The organism is Microvirga sp. GN3 (assembly GCF_055792825.1).
Window position 1 is genome coordinate 1 of sequence record NZ_JBVVAK010000104.1, and the last position, 16,695, is coordinate 16,695.

Below are 16,695 nucleotides of genomic sequence, written 5' to 3' on the forward strand. Positions count from 1 at the left end.
TGAAGGTCAGGTCCTTCGCCCCCGAATCACGGATCGCCTCGATCAGCGTCTCCGGAATGCCGCACAGGCCGAAACCGCCGGCCATGATGGTCATGCCATCCTTGACCGCTCCAGCCAGCGCTGCAGCGGGACTGCCATAAACCTTGAATGACATGCTCGGATCTCTCGCTGATTGCCGAATGATTTCTCAGAGGAACCTGGGGGCGCAGCACTGCACCCGCCGGATGTTTGCGGCAGGCGTTCGGTCCGAAGTGGGGGAGCGGTTTGCCTTGCCGCGTTCGGACGAACCTTTGCTCCTGGTAGGAGTGGTTCGTACGTAGGGGATAGTCCGGCATGTTCAGCGGTGCTCGTTTTTGCGGCCGCCCGGACACGTCGTGCCAGATGCGTCCGGTTCCACCACTCCGCGCTCCCCAGCAAGCGGTGCAATTCCCTACCATGAATTCATGCAAAAGCTTGAGCCCTGGCCAACGGGCGCAAAGCATGAGTCGTTTGCCTAAAGTATATTCGTGTTGATATGCAAAACATATTTCCGTATAATAAACAAGCTGATATATACATAAAATGAGGAGGAACCTATCGGTGCCGAACGAAACTCTATCCATGGTCGGGAGGCTTGGCCGACAAAGCGCAGGTGGCCCGCTCCTGACCCTCAGAGGTATCGAGAAGTCCTTCTTGAGACAGAGCGCTGAGCCGCTCCATGTCCTGAAGGGCGTCGATCTGGACCTCCACCAAGGGGAGGTTCTCGTACTGATCGGCCCAAGCGGCTCAGGCAAGAGCACGCTGCTACGCTGTATGAACCTGCTGGCTCCATTCGATCGGGGAGAAATGACCTTCCAGGGCAAGGCTTGGCGGCCCAATGAGAAGGGCATCTGGCCCGATGGACGCGCGGACCAGAAGATGCTTCAGCAGTTGCGCAGTCAGATTGGCATGGTGTTCCAGCAGTTCAACCTGTTCCCGCACAAGACCGCAATCGAGAACGTCACGCTCGGACTGAGGCGGGTCAAGAAGCTGTCCCAGGAAGAGGCGCAGTCAATCGCTCAGCGTGAACTCGAGCGGGTCGGCCTGGGCCACAAATCGGACTCCTATCCGAGCCAGCTCTCCGGCGGGCAGAAGCAACGTGTTGCAATCGCCCGCGCATTGGCGATGAAGCCGACTGTCATGCTTTTCGATGAACCGACGTCGGCTCTTGATCCCGAACTGCGAGGCGGCGTCCTGGACGAGATGAAGCGATTGGCGAGTGAGGGCATGACGATGGTCGTCGTCACGCACGAGATGGCGTTTGCGCGTGAGGTCGGCGATCGGGTCGTCTTCATGGATCACGGCGTCATTGTGGAAGAAGGCCCCGCACGGGATGTGATCGGAAATCCGCGGAACGAGCGCACCCAGTCTTTCCTGAAATCCGTACTCGCAGCGTAAAGCATCCGAGAAGCGATATGAACCAACGTTTTACTGACAAGGTCGTGGTGGTGACGGGCAGCGCGTCCGGGCTGGGTGCCGAGGCTGCGCGCCAGTTTGCCGAGGAAGGCGCCCGGCTCGTTCTGGTCGACCTCAACGCTTCGTCCCTGGAGAAGACCGCCCAATCCCTGAAGGCGAGCGGCGCATCCGTGGAGATCGTGCCCGGTGACGTATCGCGACGCGAGACTGCGGCGGCGGCCATCAATCGCGCCCTCGATGTCTTCGGGCGTCTCGACGTGCTCGTGAACAACGCAGCGATCGATCCTTGGGATGCCAAAGCCCTCCCGGACACGAGCGAGGAACTCTGGGACCAGGTCATCGCGGTCAACCTGAAGTCGGCATACCTGTTCTGCAAGCAGGCGGTTCCCGCGATGCTGGCTGGCGGCGGAGGATCGATCGTGAACACCGCGTCAATTGCCGGGATTACCGCCTCCTCCCAGGAGTCGGTCTATGGAATCTCGAAGGCAGCGTTGATCCATCTGACGAAATCCATTGCCCGGGACTACGCGACATCGAACATCCGATCCAACTGCATCTGCCCGGGGATCCTCGAGGCCGTCATGACCGACCGGCGACAGGACATGACCGGAGAGATGCTCGTTCAGCGCTCCAAACGGGCGGACGGGCTGATCCCGATGGGTCGCGAAGGACGCTACGAGGAAGTGGCTCGCTCGATCCTGTTCCTCGCGAGCGAGAAAGAGGCAAGCTACATCACCGGGGCGGCATTGGTCGTCGACGGAGGATACACCATCGTCTAGCTGCACAATTCTCCGTGTCGGACAGATCCGGTCTACTTGAGGACGTGAAGGCACCTCGGGGCAATGGAACGACCTCGTGCCCCAACTCGGCGTGAGAGGACAAGATTTCTGCGAAGGTGAGACATGTACAAATAGGCATATCTAGCCAACCATTTTGGTTTCCAGCGTAGATTCATCGAGAGCGATTGGCAGCATTGTCATCACAACGACGTCAATGAATTTACTTTGCTTGAGTAGGCGCGGCATGACAACGGTCAATCAAGCCATACTATGGGGCGATGCAGGCGATAGACTTAGAAAGGTTGAGGCTTGGCGCGCTGTAAATGTTTGACGAGGCGTCGTTTTGCATGTAAACAGATGTTACTCTTATAAACAGGAGGGACCCGTGAAGAGAACAGACCATCAGAGTGGCATCGCTCAAAGCCGCCGCGCTCTCCTCCTCGGAGGCGCAGTCGCCGCCGGTGCGGGCGTGGCCCTGGCATCGACCTTGTCCAGCGAGGCCGTTGCGCAAACGACGAATGAGCCGGTGATCGACAAGTGGATCAAGAACAAGAAGATCGTCATCGGCTACGAGTTCGGCACGCCGCCAATGCAGTTCCGGGATCCCAGCACCAACGAGCCTACGGGATACACGGTCGAGCTCACCAAGCTGCTGGCCGCGGATCTCGGCGATGGAATCGAGATTGAGTATGTCGAGGTACCCTTCGGTCAGTTGTTCGCTCTGCTCGAGTCCGGCCGGTGCGACATCATCGAACCTGTCACCAAACTGCCCGCCCGCGCACTGCGAGGCGACTTCACGGACGTACCTGCCTTCTATGCGCCAATCTACGTCCTCCTGAAGCAGAACTCCAGTATCCAGAAGCCGGAAGAGCTGAATTCGGACACCGTGAGATTTGCCGTGCTTCAGGGCACATCGCAGCTCCCAGTCGCGCGCCGCAGGTTCCCGAAGGCACAGTTCGCCACCTTCCCCTCCGCAACCGATGCGATCAACGAGGTCGTCTCCGGCAGGGCCGATGCCTCCGTGCAATCGTCCTCCAGCGTAATCCGGGCATTGGACGCTGGCGCACGCTTCAAGCTCCTGCCGACAGGCCCCTTGTTCCTGGAAAGCACGAGCTACTTCATCCGGCAGGGCGATCTGAAGACCCTGAACTGGCTCAACAATTGGATGGCGTATCATGCAGCGCTCGGCACGCTCGAGACTCTGTATGAGCGCTTTGTCGGGGTGGCAAGCCGCGACAAGCATAAACTGCAAACCGTTGCGGTCGGACCGGGAGGCCAACCTATCCGAACGAATTGATCGAAGCCTCGGCTTACTGGGCGATCGCCACAGGGTGGCGATCGCCACACCGGAATGCTTCAAACGTGAACGGCGATTGCTATGCCCACTGCCCGCAGTTTCGACGTCGTGGTCGCTGGCTCCGGAGCCGCAGGTCTCGTATCCGCGCTCTCGGCCAGCATTCAGGGAGCGAAGGTGCTCGTGCTCGAGCGGTCCCCGCTGCTTGGCGGGACAAGCGCCATCTCGGGCGGGCAGATCTGGTCCCCGTTGAATGCCCTGATGTCGCGCGCAGGCCTTCCCGATGACGCGAATGAGGCCATCACTTACCTTTCCCATGTGACCTTGGGTCAGGTTTCGGCTGAACACCTCGCTGTCTACGTCAATCGATCGCCTTCGCTTCTGGAATTCCTCGAACGCCGGACCGACCTGGAGTTCTTCCGGGTTGACCGTCCTGACTACCACCCTGATTTTCCCGGAGCCCGTGACGGACGGGCATTCGAGCCGCTTCCATACGAAACGGCCCATCTGGGGCATTGGGCAAGCGTCATCCGAACATCACCGGTCCGCAGCCCCGTCACCTCACGCGAAGCTCGCGAAGGGCTGAGCGAAGCTGATCTCGCCGACAGGCGCAGCCGCGGGGTTCGGACGCAGGGCGCCGCCCTCGTTGCGGGGCTCGTCCATGCCTGCATTGCCCAAGGCGTGACGTTCAGAACCGACGCCCGCCTGGCGGACGTGCTCTCGAGCGGAGGCAGGATCACCGGCTGTCGTTGGGTGGAGGCCGGCGAAGAGCACGAAATCCACGCTGAGGCAGGAGTGATCCTTGCCAGCGGAGGCTTCGAGTGGAACAGGCAGTTGAAGGAAGCGTTCCTCTCACCCGCGGATGATGCCCCCACGTCTCCCCCTTGGAACGAAGGCGACGGCCTGGTGATCGGCCTGCGGCTGGGGGCTGGCGTAGCCCACATGGATCAGGCGTGGTGGACGGCCGCCGCCATGGTGCCAGGCGAGGAGTGGGATGGGAAACCGCTGATCCGGAACATCGTCAGAGAGCTTGCCTTGCCGGGCTCGATTCTCGTGAACGGGTCCGGCCATCGCTTCGTCAACGAGGCGAGCTCCTACCACGACCTCGGGAAAGCGTTCCAAGCCTTCGATCCGGGCCGCTACACCTTTCCCAACAAGGTGGCATGGCTGATCTTCGATGCGGGCTTCAAGGAGCGGTATCAGGTCCTGAACGTGAAACCCTCCGACCCGGCCCCGGACTGGTTCGAGCGCGGGGACACCCTTCCTGCGCTGGCGCAGCGGCTGGGCATCGAGCCAAGTGCCCTGGAGGCAACCCTGGGCCGCTTCAACGCCCAGGCCCTGGAGGGAGAGGACAGGGATTTTGGACGGGGAGCGGACAGGCACGGGCGGACCTACGGGGATCCAAAGCATATGCCGAATCCGTGCCTGGGGCCGATCAGCTCCCCTCCGTACTTCGCAATTCCGATACACCACGGAAACAACGGCACCAAAGGTGGTCTCATGACGGATGAGGAAGGGCGTGTATTGCGCTTTGACGGCAGCACCATCCCGGGCCTGTTCGCCTGTGGCAATGTCGCCGCCAGCCTGATGGGCCCTGGTTATCCAGGGACAGGCGGCTCCCTCGGGCCTGCCATGACGGGCGCCTTGTTCGCCGGCAGGATGGCCGCTCAAACCATGACTGACATGGGAGCATGAGATGAACCGAACTCCCGAACTCGATTGGAGCTTCGTGCTCGATCGATGGCCCCTTCTCGCAAAGGGGGCCTTGCTGGACATCTACATGGCGATCTTCGGGACGATCGCGGCATGCGTTTTAGGGCTGCTCATTGTGGGCGCTCGCGCGAGCAAGTCGCGAATCCTCTCGGGTGCGGCCTATGGGTACATCCAGGTCACGCGAGGGATCCCGTTCTACGTCCTGCTGCTGTGGTTGTACTTCGGCGTCGCAACCGCTCTGGACCTTGCACTCTCTGCCATCACCTGCACCATCATCGCACTCGCGCTCACCGATTCCGGGAAGACCGCGGAAATCTTCCGCGGAGGCTTCATGAGCATCGATGCCGGACAGCTCGAGGCCGCGGACGCCATAGGCCTGAGCCGTGGGCGACGGTACTTCGATGTGCTGCTGCCTCAGGTCATCAGGGTCGTGATCCCTCCTCTGGGCAATATCTTCGTTGGCCAACTGAAAGGCGCGACCCTCGCCGCTGCCATCGCCGTGCCCGAAATGGTCTTCCATGCCCAGGAAATGAGCGTGACCTTCTATCGACCCTTTGAGGCCTTCGCGTCGGTGGCACTCATCCTGATCACGCTCGTGTTCCTGTTTTCTCTCATGTTCCTGACACTCGAACGGAAATTGAGGCTGCCATGACCGAGATCCTCACCGACCTTGCAGCCCAATGGGCTCCCGTCTGGCAGAAACTGCCTGCGCTTCTCGTCGGACTGCGCTATACCGCGATCGTGACGGTCACCTCATACGCCGCATCCCTGGTACTCGGGCTGCTTGTCGTGATTTTGCGGCGGTCGCCTATTCGATGGTTGCAGGCTCTTGCGTTCATTTACATCCAGCTCTTTCGATCCCTGTCGCTCTATGTCTACATCCTCTTCCTGTACTTCGGGTTGGCTGCGTTTTCGGCGATGGCGATCAGCCCGCTGACCGCAGCGATTCTCTCGGTAACACTGCTGAACAGCGCTTACGTGGCCGAGATCTACAGGGCGGCCTTCGACAGCGTCGACCGCGGACAGTTCGAGGCTTCGGAGGCGCTCGGCTTCTCGAGATGGTATAGGTTTTTCGACATTATACTGCCGCAAGCCATGCGCCAGGCCGTGCCTGCACTCGCCAACCAGCTCATCCTGGTCGTCAAGGACAGTGCGATCGTCGGCGTGATCGGCGTTCCGGACATCATGTACGAGGCGCAGCGCGCAGCAAGCGTGAGCTACCGCCAGTTTGAGCTCCTTACCACCGTGGCCGTCATTTACGTCGGCATCGTCTTCGCATTGTCCTGGCTCAGTGGAATCGTGGAACGGCGCCTGAAGACGCCATAGGCCGGGCGAGGCTCGAACCGGAAAACGAGAAGGTGGCTCAACTGGCCTCCGGAGCGGCACTCATCGTAACCCCGTCGCGGCAGCTCTCTTCGCTAAGAATGGATTTGCCACAAGCCCCAGGAAGTTTTATTCAATGAACGACGTATTATGCACAAAATAAGATGGCCCCGTGATAGCGGTCGCGCTCGCGCTCAAAATGCTTCACGCGGTTCGAGTGCGCGCCCCTTCGAGGTTCCTATGGACAACATTCCTTTCGATGCTGATGGTACGCCTGAAAACAAGAATCACGGCGTTTACTTCGTCCCAGGGCTCCACCGTGGGCTCCTTGCGCTGGAAATGGTCGCCCGGGCCCAGAAGCCGGTCAGCATCACCGAGATTGCAGCGGAACTCGGCATAACCCGGTCGTCGACCTTCCGGCTTGTGTACACATTGAAGTACATGGGATTCCTCGAGGATTACGGCACATCGAAGCTGTTCACCCTTGGGCCCCGTGTTCTCAACATAGGCTTCGCCTACCTGGCCTCCCAGGACATCATCGAGATCGCCCGCCCGGACCTTGAGCTTTTGCGGGATCAGACATCGGTTTCGGCCCATCTCGCCATTCGTGACGAGCAGAACGTGCTTTACCTGAGCTGCATCCAGACCCGGTCGGGCTTTCTCAGCAACATGAATGTCGGCTCCCGTGTCCCGGCTTATGCCTCGCCCATGGGATGGCTCCTCCTGTCCGATCTTTCAAGCCGTGAACTCACCCGCCTCTTCGGCTCCGGTCCGCTCAAGCGGTTCACCGACAAGACCCCGGCAACCGCCGCAGAACTCGCCGCGCGGATCGCGCAGATCTCGGATCAACGGTGCGTCATCAGTCGGGGTATCCTGGAGGCGGGGGGCAGTTCGATCGCGGCGCCAGTCCTGGACCGGGATGGCAAGGTGGTCGCGGCAATCGACATATCGGGGCCTGACTCGGCCTTTGACCTCGATGCACTGGAAACACGGTACGCGCGTGAGGTGATCAGTGCGGCCGAGCGTATCTCCGCCAGGCTCGGATACTCTGGAAAGATCGGGATTGGCAGCTAGGCCGACCGGAAGGTGAAGGTCACTCGCCGAAGCCCTTCACCAGGTTGATGCCAGCGGCGCATGGATGGATGAGCCGCTGGCGACCTTGCATCAAAAGCGTCCGCAATCCACCTTCATCTTGTCGCCGGTCGTCGCGGAGGATGCATCGGATGCGTAGTAAAGCGCTGCGTACCCAACCTCGATCGGATCAACCCAGCGCTTGAGGGCTGACGGGTCGGTGTAGTTCTGCTTGATGATCTCCTCGGCAGGTCTCTGCTCAGCCGCGGACCGGCGGGCAATGATCCGATCCATGTTCTCTCCGGACACCGCCCCGGGGAGCAGCGCGTTCACGCGCACGCCATAGGGTCCAAGCTCACGCGCCGCCGCCTCGGTCATTCCGATCAGCGCGAACTTCGAGGCGCTGTATGCCGTCCGCATCGGGTAACCCTGGATCCCCATGAGCGAGGACATGTTCACGATGGAACCGCTCCCCTGCTCACGCATGATCTGGGCCGCGACCTTCATGCAATGAAGGGCGCCGAAGACATTGATGTCGATGCATTGCCGCCAGGCATCGAGATCCACCTCGGCAACCGGCGCGACCGGTCCTGGGATGCCGGCGTTGTTGACCAGCACGTCCACGGAGCCGGACACAGCCCGCGCCCGCTCAAAGAGGGAAACGACTTGCGCGTAGTCCGTGACATCGCACGCGACGGCTGTTCCGCCGATTTCCTGCGCGATCCGCTCCACGGCTTCGAGTCGACGTCCCGCCAGGACGACGTGCGCGCCTGCGGAAGCGAATACGGCGGCGCAGGCGGCACCGATCCCGCTGCCGCCTCCTGTTATGACGGCGGTCTTTCCATCGAGGCGCATTCGATTGTCGATGTTGATCGTCAAGGCTTCACTCCAGATTGAACGTTCGGCCGGGATCGAAGAGAGGCAGCTCGGGCTCGCGCCCGAGGATGAAATCAGCCATGAGTTGCGAGATGTAGGGCCCGATCGTGAAGCCGCCCCGCACGCAGCCCAGGATGAAGGCGTTCTTCACCCCCGGCGCGGCACCCGCCAACGGATAGAAGTCCGGGACGTTTGCCTCGAAGCCGGTCCAGGACCGCACCACCCGCAGGTTCCTGAGCTCGGGCACGGCAAACTGCGCGAGCTGCAAGTTGGGCACGACGGTACTCAGTGCCACGCGCCCTCGCCCATCCCGAGGTGTACCCTCCCCTTGCCAGCCTCCGCCGATCAGGACCGTTCCGTTCGGCTTCTGCTTGAGGGTCAGCAGCCCCGTGGCATGACCGATGACCGAACCCACGAGGCGCGGCCCGCGCTCGGTAACGGACACCGTGTTGACCCGGGCGCGAACCGGCAAGGAAACCCCGATCATCTCACAGGCATCCTTCAGCCAGCCGCCGCAAGCAAGCAGCAGACGCCGGGCATGAAAGACTTCCTCCCCGGCGCGAAGGATGAAACCAGTTCCCGTGGCATCGATTGAGGTGATCCGGGTCCGGTCGCGCCATGGTATTTCGGCTTCCCTAAGCATCCTGCGATAGTACTGGCCGGCAAGGGATGAGTTCGCATAACCGTCCTCGGGGCAGTAACTTGCCGCGACGACCCTGCGCGACAGCGAAGGCTCCCGCGCCGCCAGCTCATTGAGTGACACGAAGGTGATCGGCGCGCCCGCCTCGCGCTTGAGCTCCATGCGTTCGTGGAGGAGGGTTGCCTCGCGTTCGTTGAACGCCAGCGTATAGCCGCCGGTCTTGTGGAACCCAACCGCTTCACCCATGGCCTCCCAGGCATGATGGCCCCTGAGTGCATAGGGCATCAGCTTGACACGCTTGATCTGCAAGGACAGCGTGCCCGCGTTCACACCCGAGGCGCCTTGCCCGACGTCATCCTGCTCGAGAACGATCGGGCGCATGCCTCCCTTGGCGAGACCGAGAGCTGTTCCGCATCCCATGATCCCGCCGCCGACAATGGCAATATCGTAAGCTCGTGCCGTCATAGCGGTGCCGGTGCAGGAATCGGAAGACTGTCGTAGTCGAAGTCCCCCGTGAGGGCGTCGATCGGCACCGGCCGCAAGGGTGGGCGGGCGGTGGGGAGTTCAAGTTCGGCCCGCCGGCGGCCAGTCACCGCGCAGTTCAGCATGGCGGCCGCCTCGCCGCAGAATTTTCCGCCGCAGGGGCCCATTCCGAGCCTGGTCCCGGACTTGATTGCGTTCTGTGATGCTGCACCCGCCTGGATTTCCGCGACGACGTCGGCGCGGGTGACGCTCTCGCAGCGGCACACCACCGTTTCCGGCGTGATTGCCTGGACCAATCCATCACGCATGATGGTCAGCCTCGTCATCGCCTCTCCAAATCGGCTCGCCTTTGCGAAGGCATTGGCCAAGCGTTTTTGCTCGCTCCGGCCATCCGGTTCGGCAACCGTCCCGAGCGCGACCGCGGCTGAGAGCGCAGCCAGTTGCCCGCTCAGCGGAGCTGCACCGACGCCACGTATCCCGGCTCCGTCCCCACAAGCCCACAAGCTCGGGATGGATGTTTGACCGTTCGTGTCGGCAACCGGCACCCAGCCGCCGAGCTCGGGACGGTAGGCCAGGTCGGCACCGGCCAATCTACAAGCGTCGACCGATGGCGCCAGACCATGGCCGAGACACACACTATCGGCGTCGATGACAGTCTCCGCAGACCCGCTCCTTGGGGCCCAGTCGTCGTCAACCGGCACCACGGTCGCCTGCTCGACGGTGTCCGTACCGGTTATCTTCACAACTGCGTGCTGCCAGTAAATCGGCGTGCCGGCGCGGGCCAGGCTCAGCATCCAGTGGGCACCGCGCATCAGCAGATCCGGGCGCGCGGTCATTGCGGGCAATGCCCGTGCCCAGTTCGCCCGGCTGTTGAGGGAAACGACGGCTGCGACTCTTCCACCGAGGCGGAGGATTTCCATCGCAACATAAAACAGGAGCGGACCGCATCCGGCGACAATGGTGTTGCGTCCGGGCACGATCATTTCCTGCTTGAACAGGGTCGTAGCCCCGGCAAGTCCAATGACGCCGGGCAGGGTCCAGCCAGGCACCGGGATGACGCGTTCCTGCGCACCCGAGGCAATGACGAGGCCGCGTGCCGTCACCGAAGCTGATCCGGACGGTGCGACGACGCCGAGGCGCCATCCGGCATCGTTGCGCTCGATGTGCCAGACCCGGGTCCGGCTCAGGAATTGAACGTTGGCTCCCGCAAGCTCCCTGCGGAGGCGGTCGCCTTCCCGTTTCTCGGGGGTCGACGGTGCCGCAAGGACCGCGGCGGAGGGTGCTCGCCACACTTGCCCGCCTGCCTTCGGCTGTTCGTCGAGCAGGACCGTGCGCAGGCCGTATCGCGCGGCAGCCTGGGCGGCAGCGCCCCCGGCAGGACCGGCACCAACAATCGCCAGATCGAACTCAAAGCCCATCGGAGATCCCCGATGTCACCTGCTTCACGTCGAGGCCAGCAGTTACGCTCGCGCGGCAGGCTTCCAGTCGGTGCCCATCGATCTCGACCAGGCATTCCTGGCAGATTCCCATCGCGCAGAACATGCCCCGGGGGGCTCCGTCGCGGAGCGCATCGCGCAGGTGCCGGATCCCGGCGGCATACAGCGCCGCCGCGACGCTCTCACCCTCATGCCCCTGCACCGGCCTGCCCGCGAAATAGAACGTCACGCGCGGACTGCGATGGATGCCTTCGGAAGCGCGCAGCTCCGCACCCATGGTCCTCACCCTATCTCGAGCTCGGTGAAGACCGCCTTGATCTTCTCGATATCGGCGGGCGTTGCTGGCGAAACCGGGTCGCGCGGCACCCCGGCTGGCAGTCCGATAAGGTTCAGGGCTGCCTTGAAGGAGGCCGGCCAGGTGGACGTACCCATCAACAGCTCGTAGAGGCGGGTCAGCTTGTAGTGCAGTGAGGCCGTATGGGTGGTTGGCTTCTCACGCGCAAGGGAAGTGATGCGAGCGGCATCCGGACCGAGGAATTCAGGTCCTGTCGCGATGAAGCCGTGAGCACCCAGCGCGATCCCTGGCACGATGTAATGGCATGGACCGACCATGATCGACATGCGGTGCGCAAACCTGTTGATCAGATGCGTGTGATGGAAGAAGTCCCGGCTCGACTCCTTGACGCCGATCACCGGTGCGGCGTCGAGGATCGCTCCGATGTCGTCGATCGAGAGCTCCAGGCCCGCCCGCCGGGGCGAGTTGTACGCGACGATCGGCAAATCGGCGTTCCTGGCCAGTCCGTCGAAACGGTGCAGCAATTCGTCCCGGGTCGCCTTGAGAACATAGGTCTGCGGCATTGAGAGCAGCGCGTCCGCGCCGTTCTCCTGCGCCGCCTGGGCGTAGGCAACGCTCCCCCTGAGGGTGGGTGCCGAGCACCCCGTAATGACCTTGACGCGCCCCTGCGACCGATCGACGGCGATCCGGGTCAGCCGGCCGCGCTCCTCCGCCGAAAGTGCCCAGCTCTCACCATTGTCGCCGGCGATGCAAATGGCGGTCGCGCCCTGTCCGATCAGCCACTCGAAGATCTCGACAAAGCCGTCCTCCGTGATCTCCCCCGTCTCGGTGAACGGCGTGACAATGGCAGGCACGAAGCCATTCAGGTCGTCTTTGGTCATCGTCATTTTGATCCTCTGAGTTCGGACAGATCGGCCTGGTAGATGGAGCCGGTCTGGGCCTCCACGATGTAAAGCAGGTTCTGGTTCACGCCCCCGAAGGCGAGGCTGGTCACCCACAGGCCTTCCGGGACACGAACCTGGGCGATCGGGTCACCGAGCTCATCGAACACGTAAGCACGTCCTGCCTGTGCGTGAGCCACAGCAAGGCATCCGTCATCGGCCACTGCGAGGCCGTCGGGTCCCAGGCCGCCGGAGAGCTGGATGTACGTACCCACCATGGGGAACACCGGATCGGGCGCATTGGCCAGGAATCGCCAGACGGCGTTCGCGCGCGTGGCCGCGACGTAGACGAACGAGCCGTTGGGCGACACGGCAATGCCGTTGGGATATGGGACATTGGCCAGGATGAGGTCGAGCGTGCCATCAGCCCGATAGCGCAGCACCCTCCCGGTCGGGTCGCTGAGGCTCGTGCGGCCGGAATCGGTGATCCAAAGATCGCCATCGGGCGCAACCGCCAGATCGGAGAGGCCACGGAAGCGCTCGGAATTGATGCCATCCGCGATCAGCGACGTCGTCTTCGCGTTCGCGTCGAAGCGCAGCAATCCCTTGCGATAGTCGGCGATCAGGAAGCCGCCGTTCTTGTCGAGCTTGATGGAATGCGGCTCGCCATCATAGGCGAGGGCGAGTTCCCAACGGCCGGTCGGACCGATGCGGAAGACCCGACCATAGGGGACATCCGTGACCCAGAGCGCCCCGCTCTTGTCGAAACAGGGTCCCTCGAGAAAGGAATGAAGGCGCTGGCCGGGCCGTGTCATTCGGACCCAGGCGTTCGGCTCGCCGGTATAGTGGTACTCCATCGGCAGCCGCGTGAAGCGCTCGGCAACGATGATCGGAGGATACCCCATCATGCAACGACCCCCTGCCCCCGCAAACCCGCGATCTCTTCCGTGCTGAATCCAAGTTCCGCGAGAACCTCGTCGGTGTGTTCGCCGAAGCCGGGGGCGGGCCTTTCGATCGTGGCACCGTCCTCGGCGAAGCGGTAGGCGGCGACGGGGACGACCGGAGCATGAGTGTCGCCCGTCCCAGCATCTACCGGCTGGAGAAAGCCGCGCGCTGCAAGCTGCGGATCGCGGGCGGCCTCAGCAAGCGTGGTGACCGGGGCTCCGGGCAGCCCGACCCCGTGGAGCCATTGCGTCCACGTCCGGGCATCCTTCGTCCTGAAGATGGTCGCCAGGGCGGCGCGCATTGCGGCCGCTTTCGCCCACAGCGCCTCCCAGTCAGGTGTCTCCTCGAAATCCTGGCTGTCGAAGCCGGCTTCGCGCAGGGCCGCCCATAGGCGAGCGTTCTGCTTGGGAGTGAAGGCGCCGAGCATCAGCGTGCCGTCAGCGGTTTCATATGAGGCGATGCCCGCCTCCTTGTCCCGCTTCGTTTGCACGGGAGAAAGTGCGGCGGCAAGCTCGGGGGCCATGGTCAACAGCGCCGTCTCGTACATCGAGCAGGTTATGTGACTCCCCCGCCCCTCCCGTTGACGCCGGAACAGCGCCGCGCTGATGGCGAACGCTGCGTTATAGCCCGACGTGTAATCGACAAAGGAAACGCCCGGCTTCGCCCCACCCGATTGCGTGATCACGCCACTGGCCGCCTGTATGACGTTATCGTAGGCCCGTTCGGTCGCGCGTGGCCCTTCGCCACCGAACCCCGTGATCGAGCAGTAAACGATTTCCGGATTGAGGCGTGCAACGGCGGCGTAACCGAAGCCGAGCGCCTCGAGCGCCCCGGTGCGGTAATTCTCAATCAGGACATCCGCCGACCTGATCAAGGTCCCGAGGATCGCCCGGCCCGGCGCAGTTGCGAGATCCAGGGCGATGGCGCGCTTGTTGGAGCCTTGGACCTGGTAGTTGAGGCCGCGCAAAGCGGCGTTCTGAACGGGGTCGGGTCCGCGCCCCCGTGCGCAATCGGGAGCACCGACCTGCTCGATCTTGATGACGTCGGCGCCGAGCAGGGCGAACTGCCAGGCACAGAACGGACCCGCCAATACGTGCGTGAGATCAAGGACTTTGATCCCCTCAAATGGCTTCGACAACGATCTGCCTCCGCATCCGATGCTCCCCGGCACTTGTTTTATATCCTGTCTTGTGTTTTGTATATCAAAATAAAAGCCCAACGCAACCCGATAATCCGAGAGTGTTCAGCCGATGAGCGCAGTTCTCCACCGTAACTTAGTGACGCAGGTGCCGACTGTTGTTCGGGGCGAAGGCGCGTATCTCTACGACCAGTCGGGCAAGAGGTATCTTGATGCGTGTGGCGGCGCTGCCGTCTCGGCGCTGGGCCATAGCAATGCGGCGGTCATCCAGGCAATCAAGAACCAGTTGGACGAAGTCGCCTATGCCCATACCGGGTTCTTCACCAACGAGCCGGCCGAGGAACTGGCCGAATTCCTGGTGGCACGTGCCCCGGAAGGGTTCGGAGCCGGACGCGTCATGTTTCTCGGCTCCGGTTCGGAGGCCATGGAGGCTGCCCTCAAGCTTGCCCGCCAATTCCATGTCGAGCGCGGCAATCCGGAGCGCGGCCACATCATCGGCCGCGAGATGGCGTATCACGGCAATACGCTCGGTGCCCTGGCCGTGGGCGGCCACCGCCAGCGTCGCGCGCCCTATCAGCCACTCTTGATCGATGTTGCCAGGACGCCGGCCTGTTATACCTATCGCTTGAAGCGGGACGACGAGACCGAGGAAGAGTTCGGCGTGCGCACGGCGAACCATCTCGAGGACGAGATCCTGTGCCTTGGCCCCGAAACGGTCGCGGCCTTCGTCGTCGAGCCCGTGTCGGGCGCCACGCTCGGCACGGTTCCGCCCGCTCCGGGATATTTCAAGCGCATCCGCGAAATCTGCGACAAGTACGGCGTGTTGCTGATCGCCGACGAGGTGATGTGCGGCATGGGACGGACCGGCACGCTGTTCGCCTTGGAGCAGGAGGGGATCGCCCCGGATATCATCACGATGGCCAAGGGGCTGGGAGCCGGCTACCAGCCGATCGCCGCCGTCATGGGAGGCGGAAAGGTTATCCAGGCCATCCTTCAAGGCTCGGGCAGCCTTTGGAACGGTCACACCTACATGAGTCATGCGGTCGCCTGCGCAGGCGCATTGGCCGTTCTCAAGACCATTGAGGCCAACGACCTGCTGGAAAATGTACGCCAGAAAGGTGAGCTCCTGTCCAAGCTGCTGAAGCAGCGGTTCGGACAGCATCGCCACGTCGGCGACATCCGTGGGCGGGGGTTGTTCTGGTCGCTTGAGCTGGTTGCGGATCGCACCAGCAAGGAACCATTCCCCGCATCCGCCTGCCTCGCTGCCACGATCAAGGCAACCGCGCAGGAGAACGGCCTGTTGTGCTATCCAGCATCTGGATGTGTGGACGGCGAGCTTGGAGACCATGTTCTGCTTGCGCCGACCTATGACGTAACCGAGGAGCAATTGATGGCCATCATCGATACCCTTGATCGGACGCTTGAGCACTGCCTGTCGAATGCATCCTTGGCGGCTTGAAGGGGGCACCAATGGCACGAAAAACGATCGTGACCTGCGCGGTGACGGGCAACCTGACGCGTCCTGATCAGCATCCGGGACTGCCCGTCACGCCGGAGCAAATCGCCAACGCGGCGCTCGACGCAGCCAAGGCAGGCGCAGCCATCGTCCACCTCCACGTGCGCGACCCGAGAACGGGAAGAGGATCCATGGACTTCGCCCTCTACGATGAGGTGGTAGGGCGCATCCGCGAGAAGAACGATACGATCATCCTCAACCTGACGACGGGCGAAGGAGGGCGCTTCGTACCCTCGGATGACAATCCGCAGGTTGCAGCAGCCGGTTCGACCCTGTGCGATCCACAGATGCGCGTTTCGCACGTGGAAAAGCTGAAACCTGAAATCTGCACGCTCGACTTCAATACGATGTGGTCGGGGCAGGCAGCGGTCATCAACTCTCCCCGCAACGTCTCCATCATGGCCGAGCGGATCTATGCGGCGGGCGTGAAGCCCGAGATCGAGATCTTCGACTCCGGCGACCTGCACATGGCCAAGCACTTCCTCGAGCAGGGCATTCTCGTCGGCCCGCTCATGGTTCAGATCGTATTGGGCGTGCGCTACGGAGCGGTCGCCAATCCCGAGACCCTGGCCTATCTTGTCTCGCAGTTGCCCGAGGACTGCCAATGGGCCGCCTTCGGCATCGGACGGCACGAGTTCCCGATCCTGGCCCAGGCGTTTCTCCTGGGCGGCCGTGTCCGTGTCGGCATGGAGGACAACCTGTATATCCGCAAAGGCGAGCTTTGCCGCGACAATGCCCAACTGGTCGAGAAGGCAGTGCACATCGTCGATCAGCTCGGCGGCGAGATCGCGACTCCGGCGGACGCCCGCGAGATCCTCGGGATCGGCCAGATACAGAAGACTGTTCCGGCTGCAACAACAGGTGGCTAGAG

At 62.6% G+C, this 16,695-nt stretch carries 17 protein-coding genes; 9 read left to right on the top strand and 8 right to left on the bottom strand.

Features of this window, described 5'->3' with window-relative positions; genetic code table 11:
- A partial coding sequence (locus tag ACS5Q1_RS33195) for a CoA-transferase (RefSeq protein WP_473102235.1) occupies positions 1-154 on the bottom strand: 154 nt, incomplete at its 3' end.
- A 446-nt stretch (positions 155-600) separates the two neighbouring features.
- On the opposite strand from ACS5Q1_RS33195, the gene ACS5Q1_RS33200 reads away from it, so the two are divergent.
- From ACS5Q1_RS33200 to ACS5Q1_RS33230, 7 genes are all read left to right on the top strand, one after another.
- Complete coding sequence (locus tag ACS5Q1_RS33200; protein ID WP_473102236.1) at positions 601-1,416, top strand: amino acid ABC transporter ATP-binding protein; 816 nt, start codon at positions 601-603, stop codon at positions 1,414-1,416.
- Positions 1,417-1,433: 17 nt separating this feature from the next.
- A complete protein-coding gene (locus ACS5Q1_RS33205; RefSeq protein WP_473102209.1) occupies positions 1,434-2,213 on the top strand; it encodes an SDR family NAD(P)-dependent oxidoreductase in 780 nt (259 codons plus the stop codon).
- A gap of 385 nt (positions 2,214-2,598) precedes the next feature.
- Entirely contained in the window at positions 2,599-3,510 is a 912-nt protein-coding gene (locus tag ACS5Q1_RS33210) for a substrate-binding periplasmic protein (protein ID WP_473102210.1), read from the top strand.
- Between the two features lie 81 nt (positions 3,511-3,591).
- Entirely contained in the window at positions 3,592-5,202 is a 1,611-nt protein-coding gene (locus tag ACS5Q1_RS33215; RefSeq protein WP_473102211.1) for an FAD-dependent oxidoreductase, read from the top strand.
- Position 5,203: 1 nt separating this feature from the next.
- A complete protein-coding gene (locus ACS5Q1_RS33220; protein ID WP_051455403.1) occupies positions 5,204-5,872 on the top strand; it encodes an ABC transporter permease subunit in 669 nt (222 codons plus the stop codon).
- Complete coding sequence (locus ACS5Q1_RS33225) at positions 5,869-6,546, top strand: amino acid ABC transporter permease (RefSeq protein WP_473102212.1); 678 nt, start codon at positions 5,869-5,871, stop codon at positions 6,544-6,546. Before ACS5Q1_RS33220 ends, ACS5Q1_RS33225 begins: the two co-directional genes overlap by 4 nt.
- A 237-nt stretch (positions 6,547-6,783) precedes the next feature.
- The gene (locus ACS5Q1_RS33230; RefSeq protein ID WP_473102213.1) at positions 6,784-7,617 is read left to right on the top strand and encodes an IclR family transcriptional regulator; all 834 of its coding nucleotides are present in this window, start codon (positions 6,784-6,786) and stop codon (positions 7,615-7,617) included.
- A gap of 90 nt (positions 7,618-7,707) precedes the next feature.
- On the opposite strand, the gene ACS5Q1_RS33235 is transcribed toward ACS5Q1_RS33230, so the two are convergent.
- From ACS5Q1_RS33235 to ACS5Q1_RS33265, 7 genes are read right to left on the bottom strand one after another with little or no spacing between them, the layout of a single operon-like run.
- A complete protein-coding gene (locus tag ACS5Q1_RS33235) occupies positions 7,708-8,493 on the bottom strand; it encodes an SDR family NAD(P)-dependent oxidoreductase (RefSeq protein WP_473102214.1) in 786 nt (261 codons plus the stop codon).
- Positions 8,494-8,497: 4 nt separating this feature from the next.
- Entirely contained in the window at positions 8,498-9,595 is a 1,098-nt protein-coding gene (locus ACS5Q1_RS33240) for an NAD(P)/FAD-dependent oxidoreductase (protein ID WP_473102215.1), read from the bottom strand.
- Positions 9,592-11,031, bottom strand: a complete 1,440-nt coding sequence (locus tag ACS5Q1_RS33245; protein WP_473102216.1) for an FAD-dependent oxidoreductase — start codon at positions 11,029-11,031, stop codon at positions 9,592-9,594. The genes ACS5Q1_RS33240 and ACS5Q1_RS33245 overlap by 4 nt, the downstream gene beginning before the upstream one ends.
- Positions 11,021-11,326 (bottom strand): (2Fe-2S)-binding protein, encoded by a 306-nt coding sequence (locus ACS5Q1_RS33250; protein ID WP_473102217.1) that lies wholly within the window; start codon positions 11,324-11,326, stop codon positions 11,021-11,023. Before ACS5Q1_RS33250 ends, ACS5Q1_RS33245 begins: the two co-directional genes overlap by 11 nt.
- A 5-nt stretch (positions 11,327-11,331) precedes the next feature.
- Positions 11,332-12,231 carry a dihydrodipicolinate synthase family protein gene (locus ACS5Q1_RS33255; protein ID WP_473102218.1) on the bottom strand — a complete coding sequence of 300 codons (900 nt, stop codon included), beginning with the start codon at positions 12,229-12,231 and terminating at the stop codon, positions 11,332-11,334.
- Positions 12,228-13,133 carry an SMP-30/gluconolactonase/LRE family protein gene (locus ACS5Q1_RS33260; protein ID WP_473102219.1) on the bottom strand — a complete coding sequence of 302 codons (906 nt, stop codon included), beginning with the start codon at positions 13,131-13,133 and terminating at the stop codon, positions 12,228-12,230. The genes ACS5Q1_RS33255 and ACS5Q1_RS33260 overlap by 4 nt, the downstream gene beginning before the upstream one ends.
- Complete coding sequence (locus tag ACS5Q1_RS33265; RefSeq protein ID WP_473102220.1) at positions 13,130-14,308, bottom strand: CaiB/BaiF CoA transferase family protein; 1,179 nt, start codon at positions 14,306-14,308, stop codon at positions 13,130-13,132. Before ACS5Q1_RS33265 ends, ACS5Q1_RS33260 begins: the two co-directional genes overlap by 4 nt.
- Before the next feature lie 112 nt (positions 14,309-14,420).
- On the opposite strand from ACS5Q1_RS33265, the gene ACS5Q1_RS33270 reads away from it, so the two are divergent.
- The gene (locus ACS5Q1_RS33270; RefSeq protein WP_473102221.1) at positions 14,421-15,767 is read left to right on the top strand and encodes an aspartate aminotransferase family protein; all 1,347 of its coding nucleotides are present in this window, start codon (positions 14,421-14,423) and stop codon (positions 15,765-15,767) included.
- Positions 15,768-15,778: 11 nt separating this feature from the next.
- Positions 15,779-16,693: a beta-keto acid cleavage family enzyme gene (locus ACS5Q1_RS33275; RefSeq protein ID WP_473102222.1), complete on the top strand. Its 915-nt coding sequence runs from the start codon at positions 15,779-15,781 to the stop codon at positions 16,691-16,693.
- Positions 16,694-16,695 lie beyond the last annotated feature (2 nt).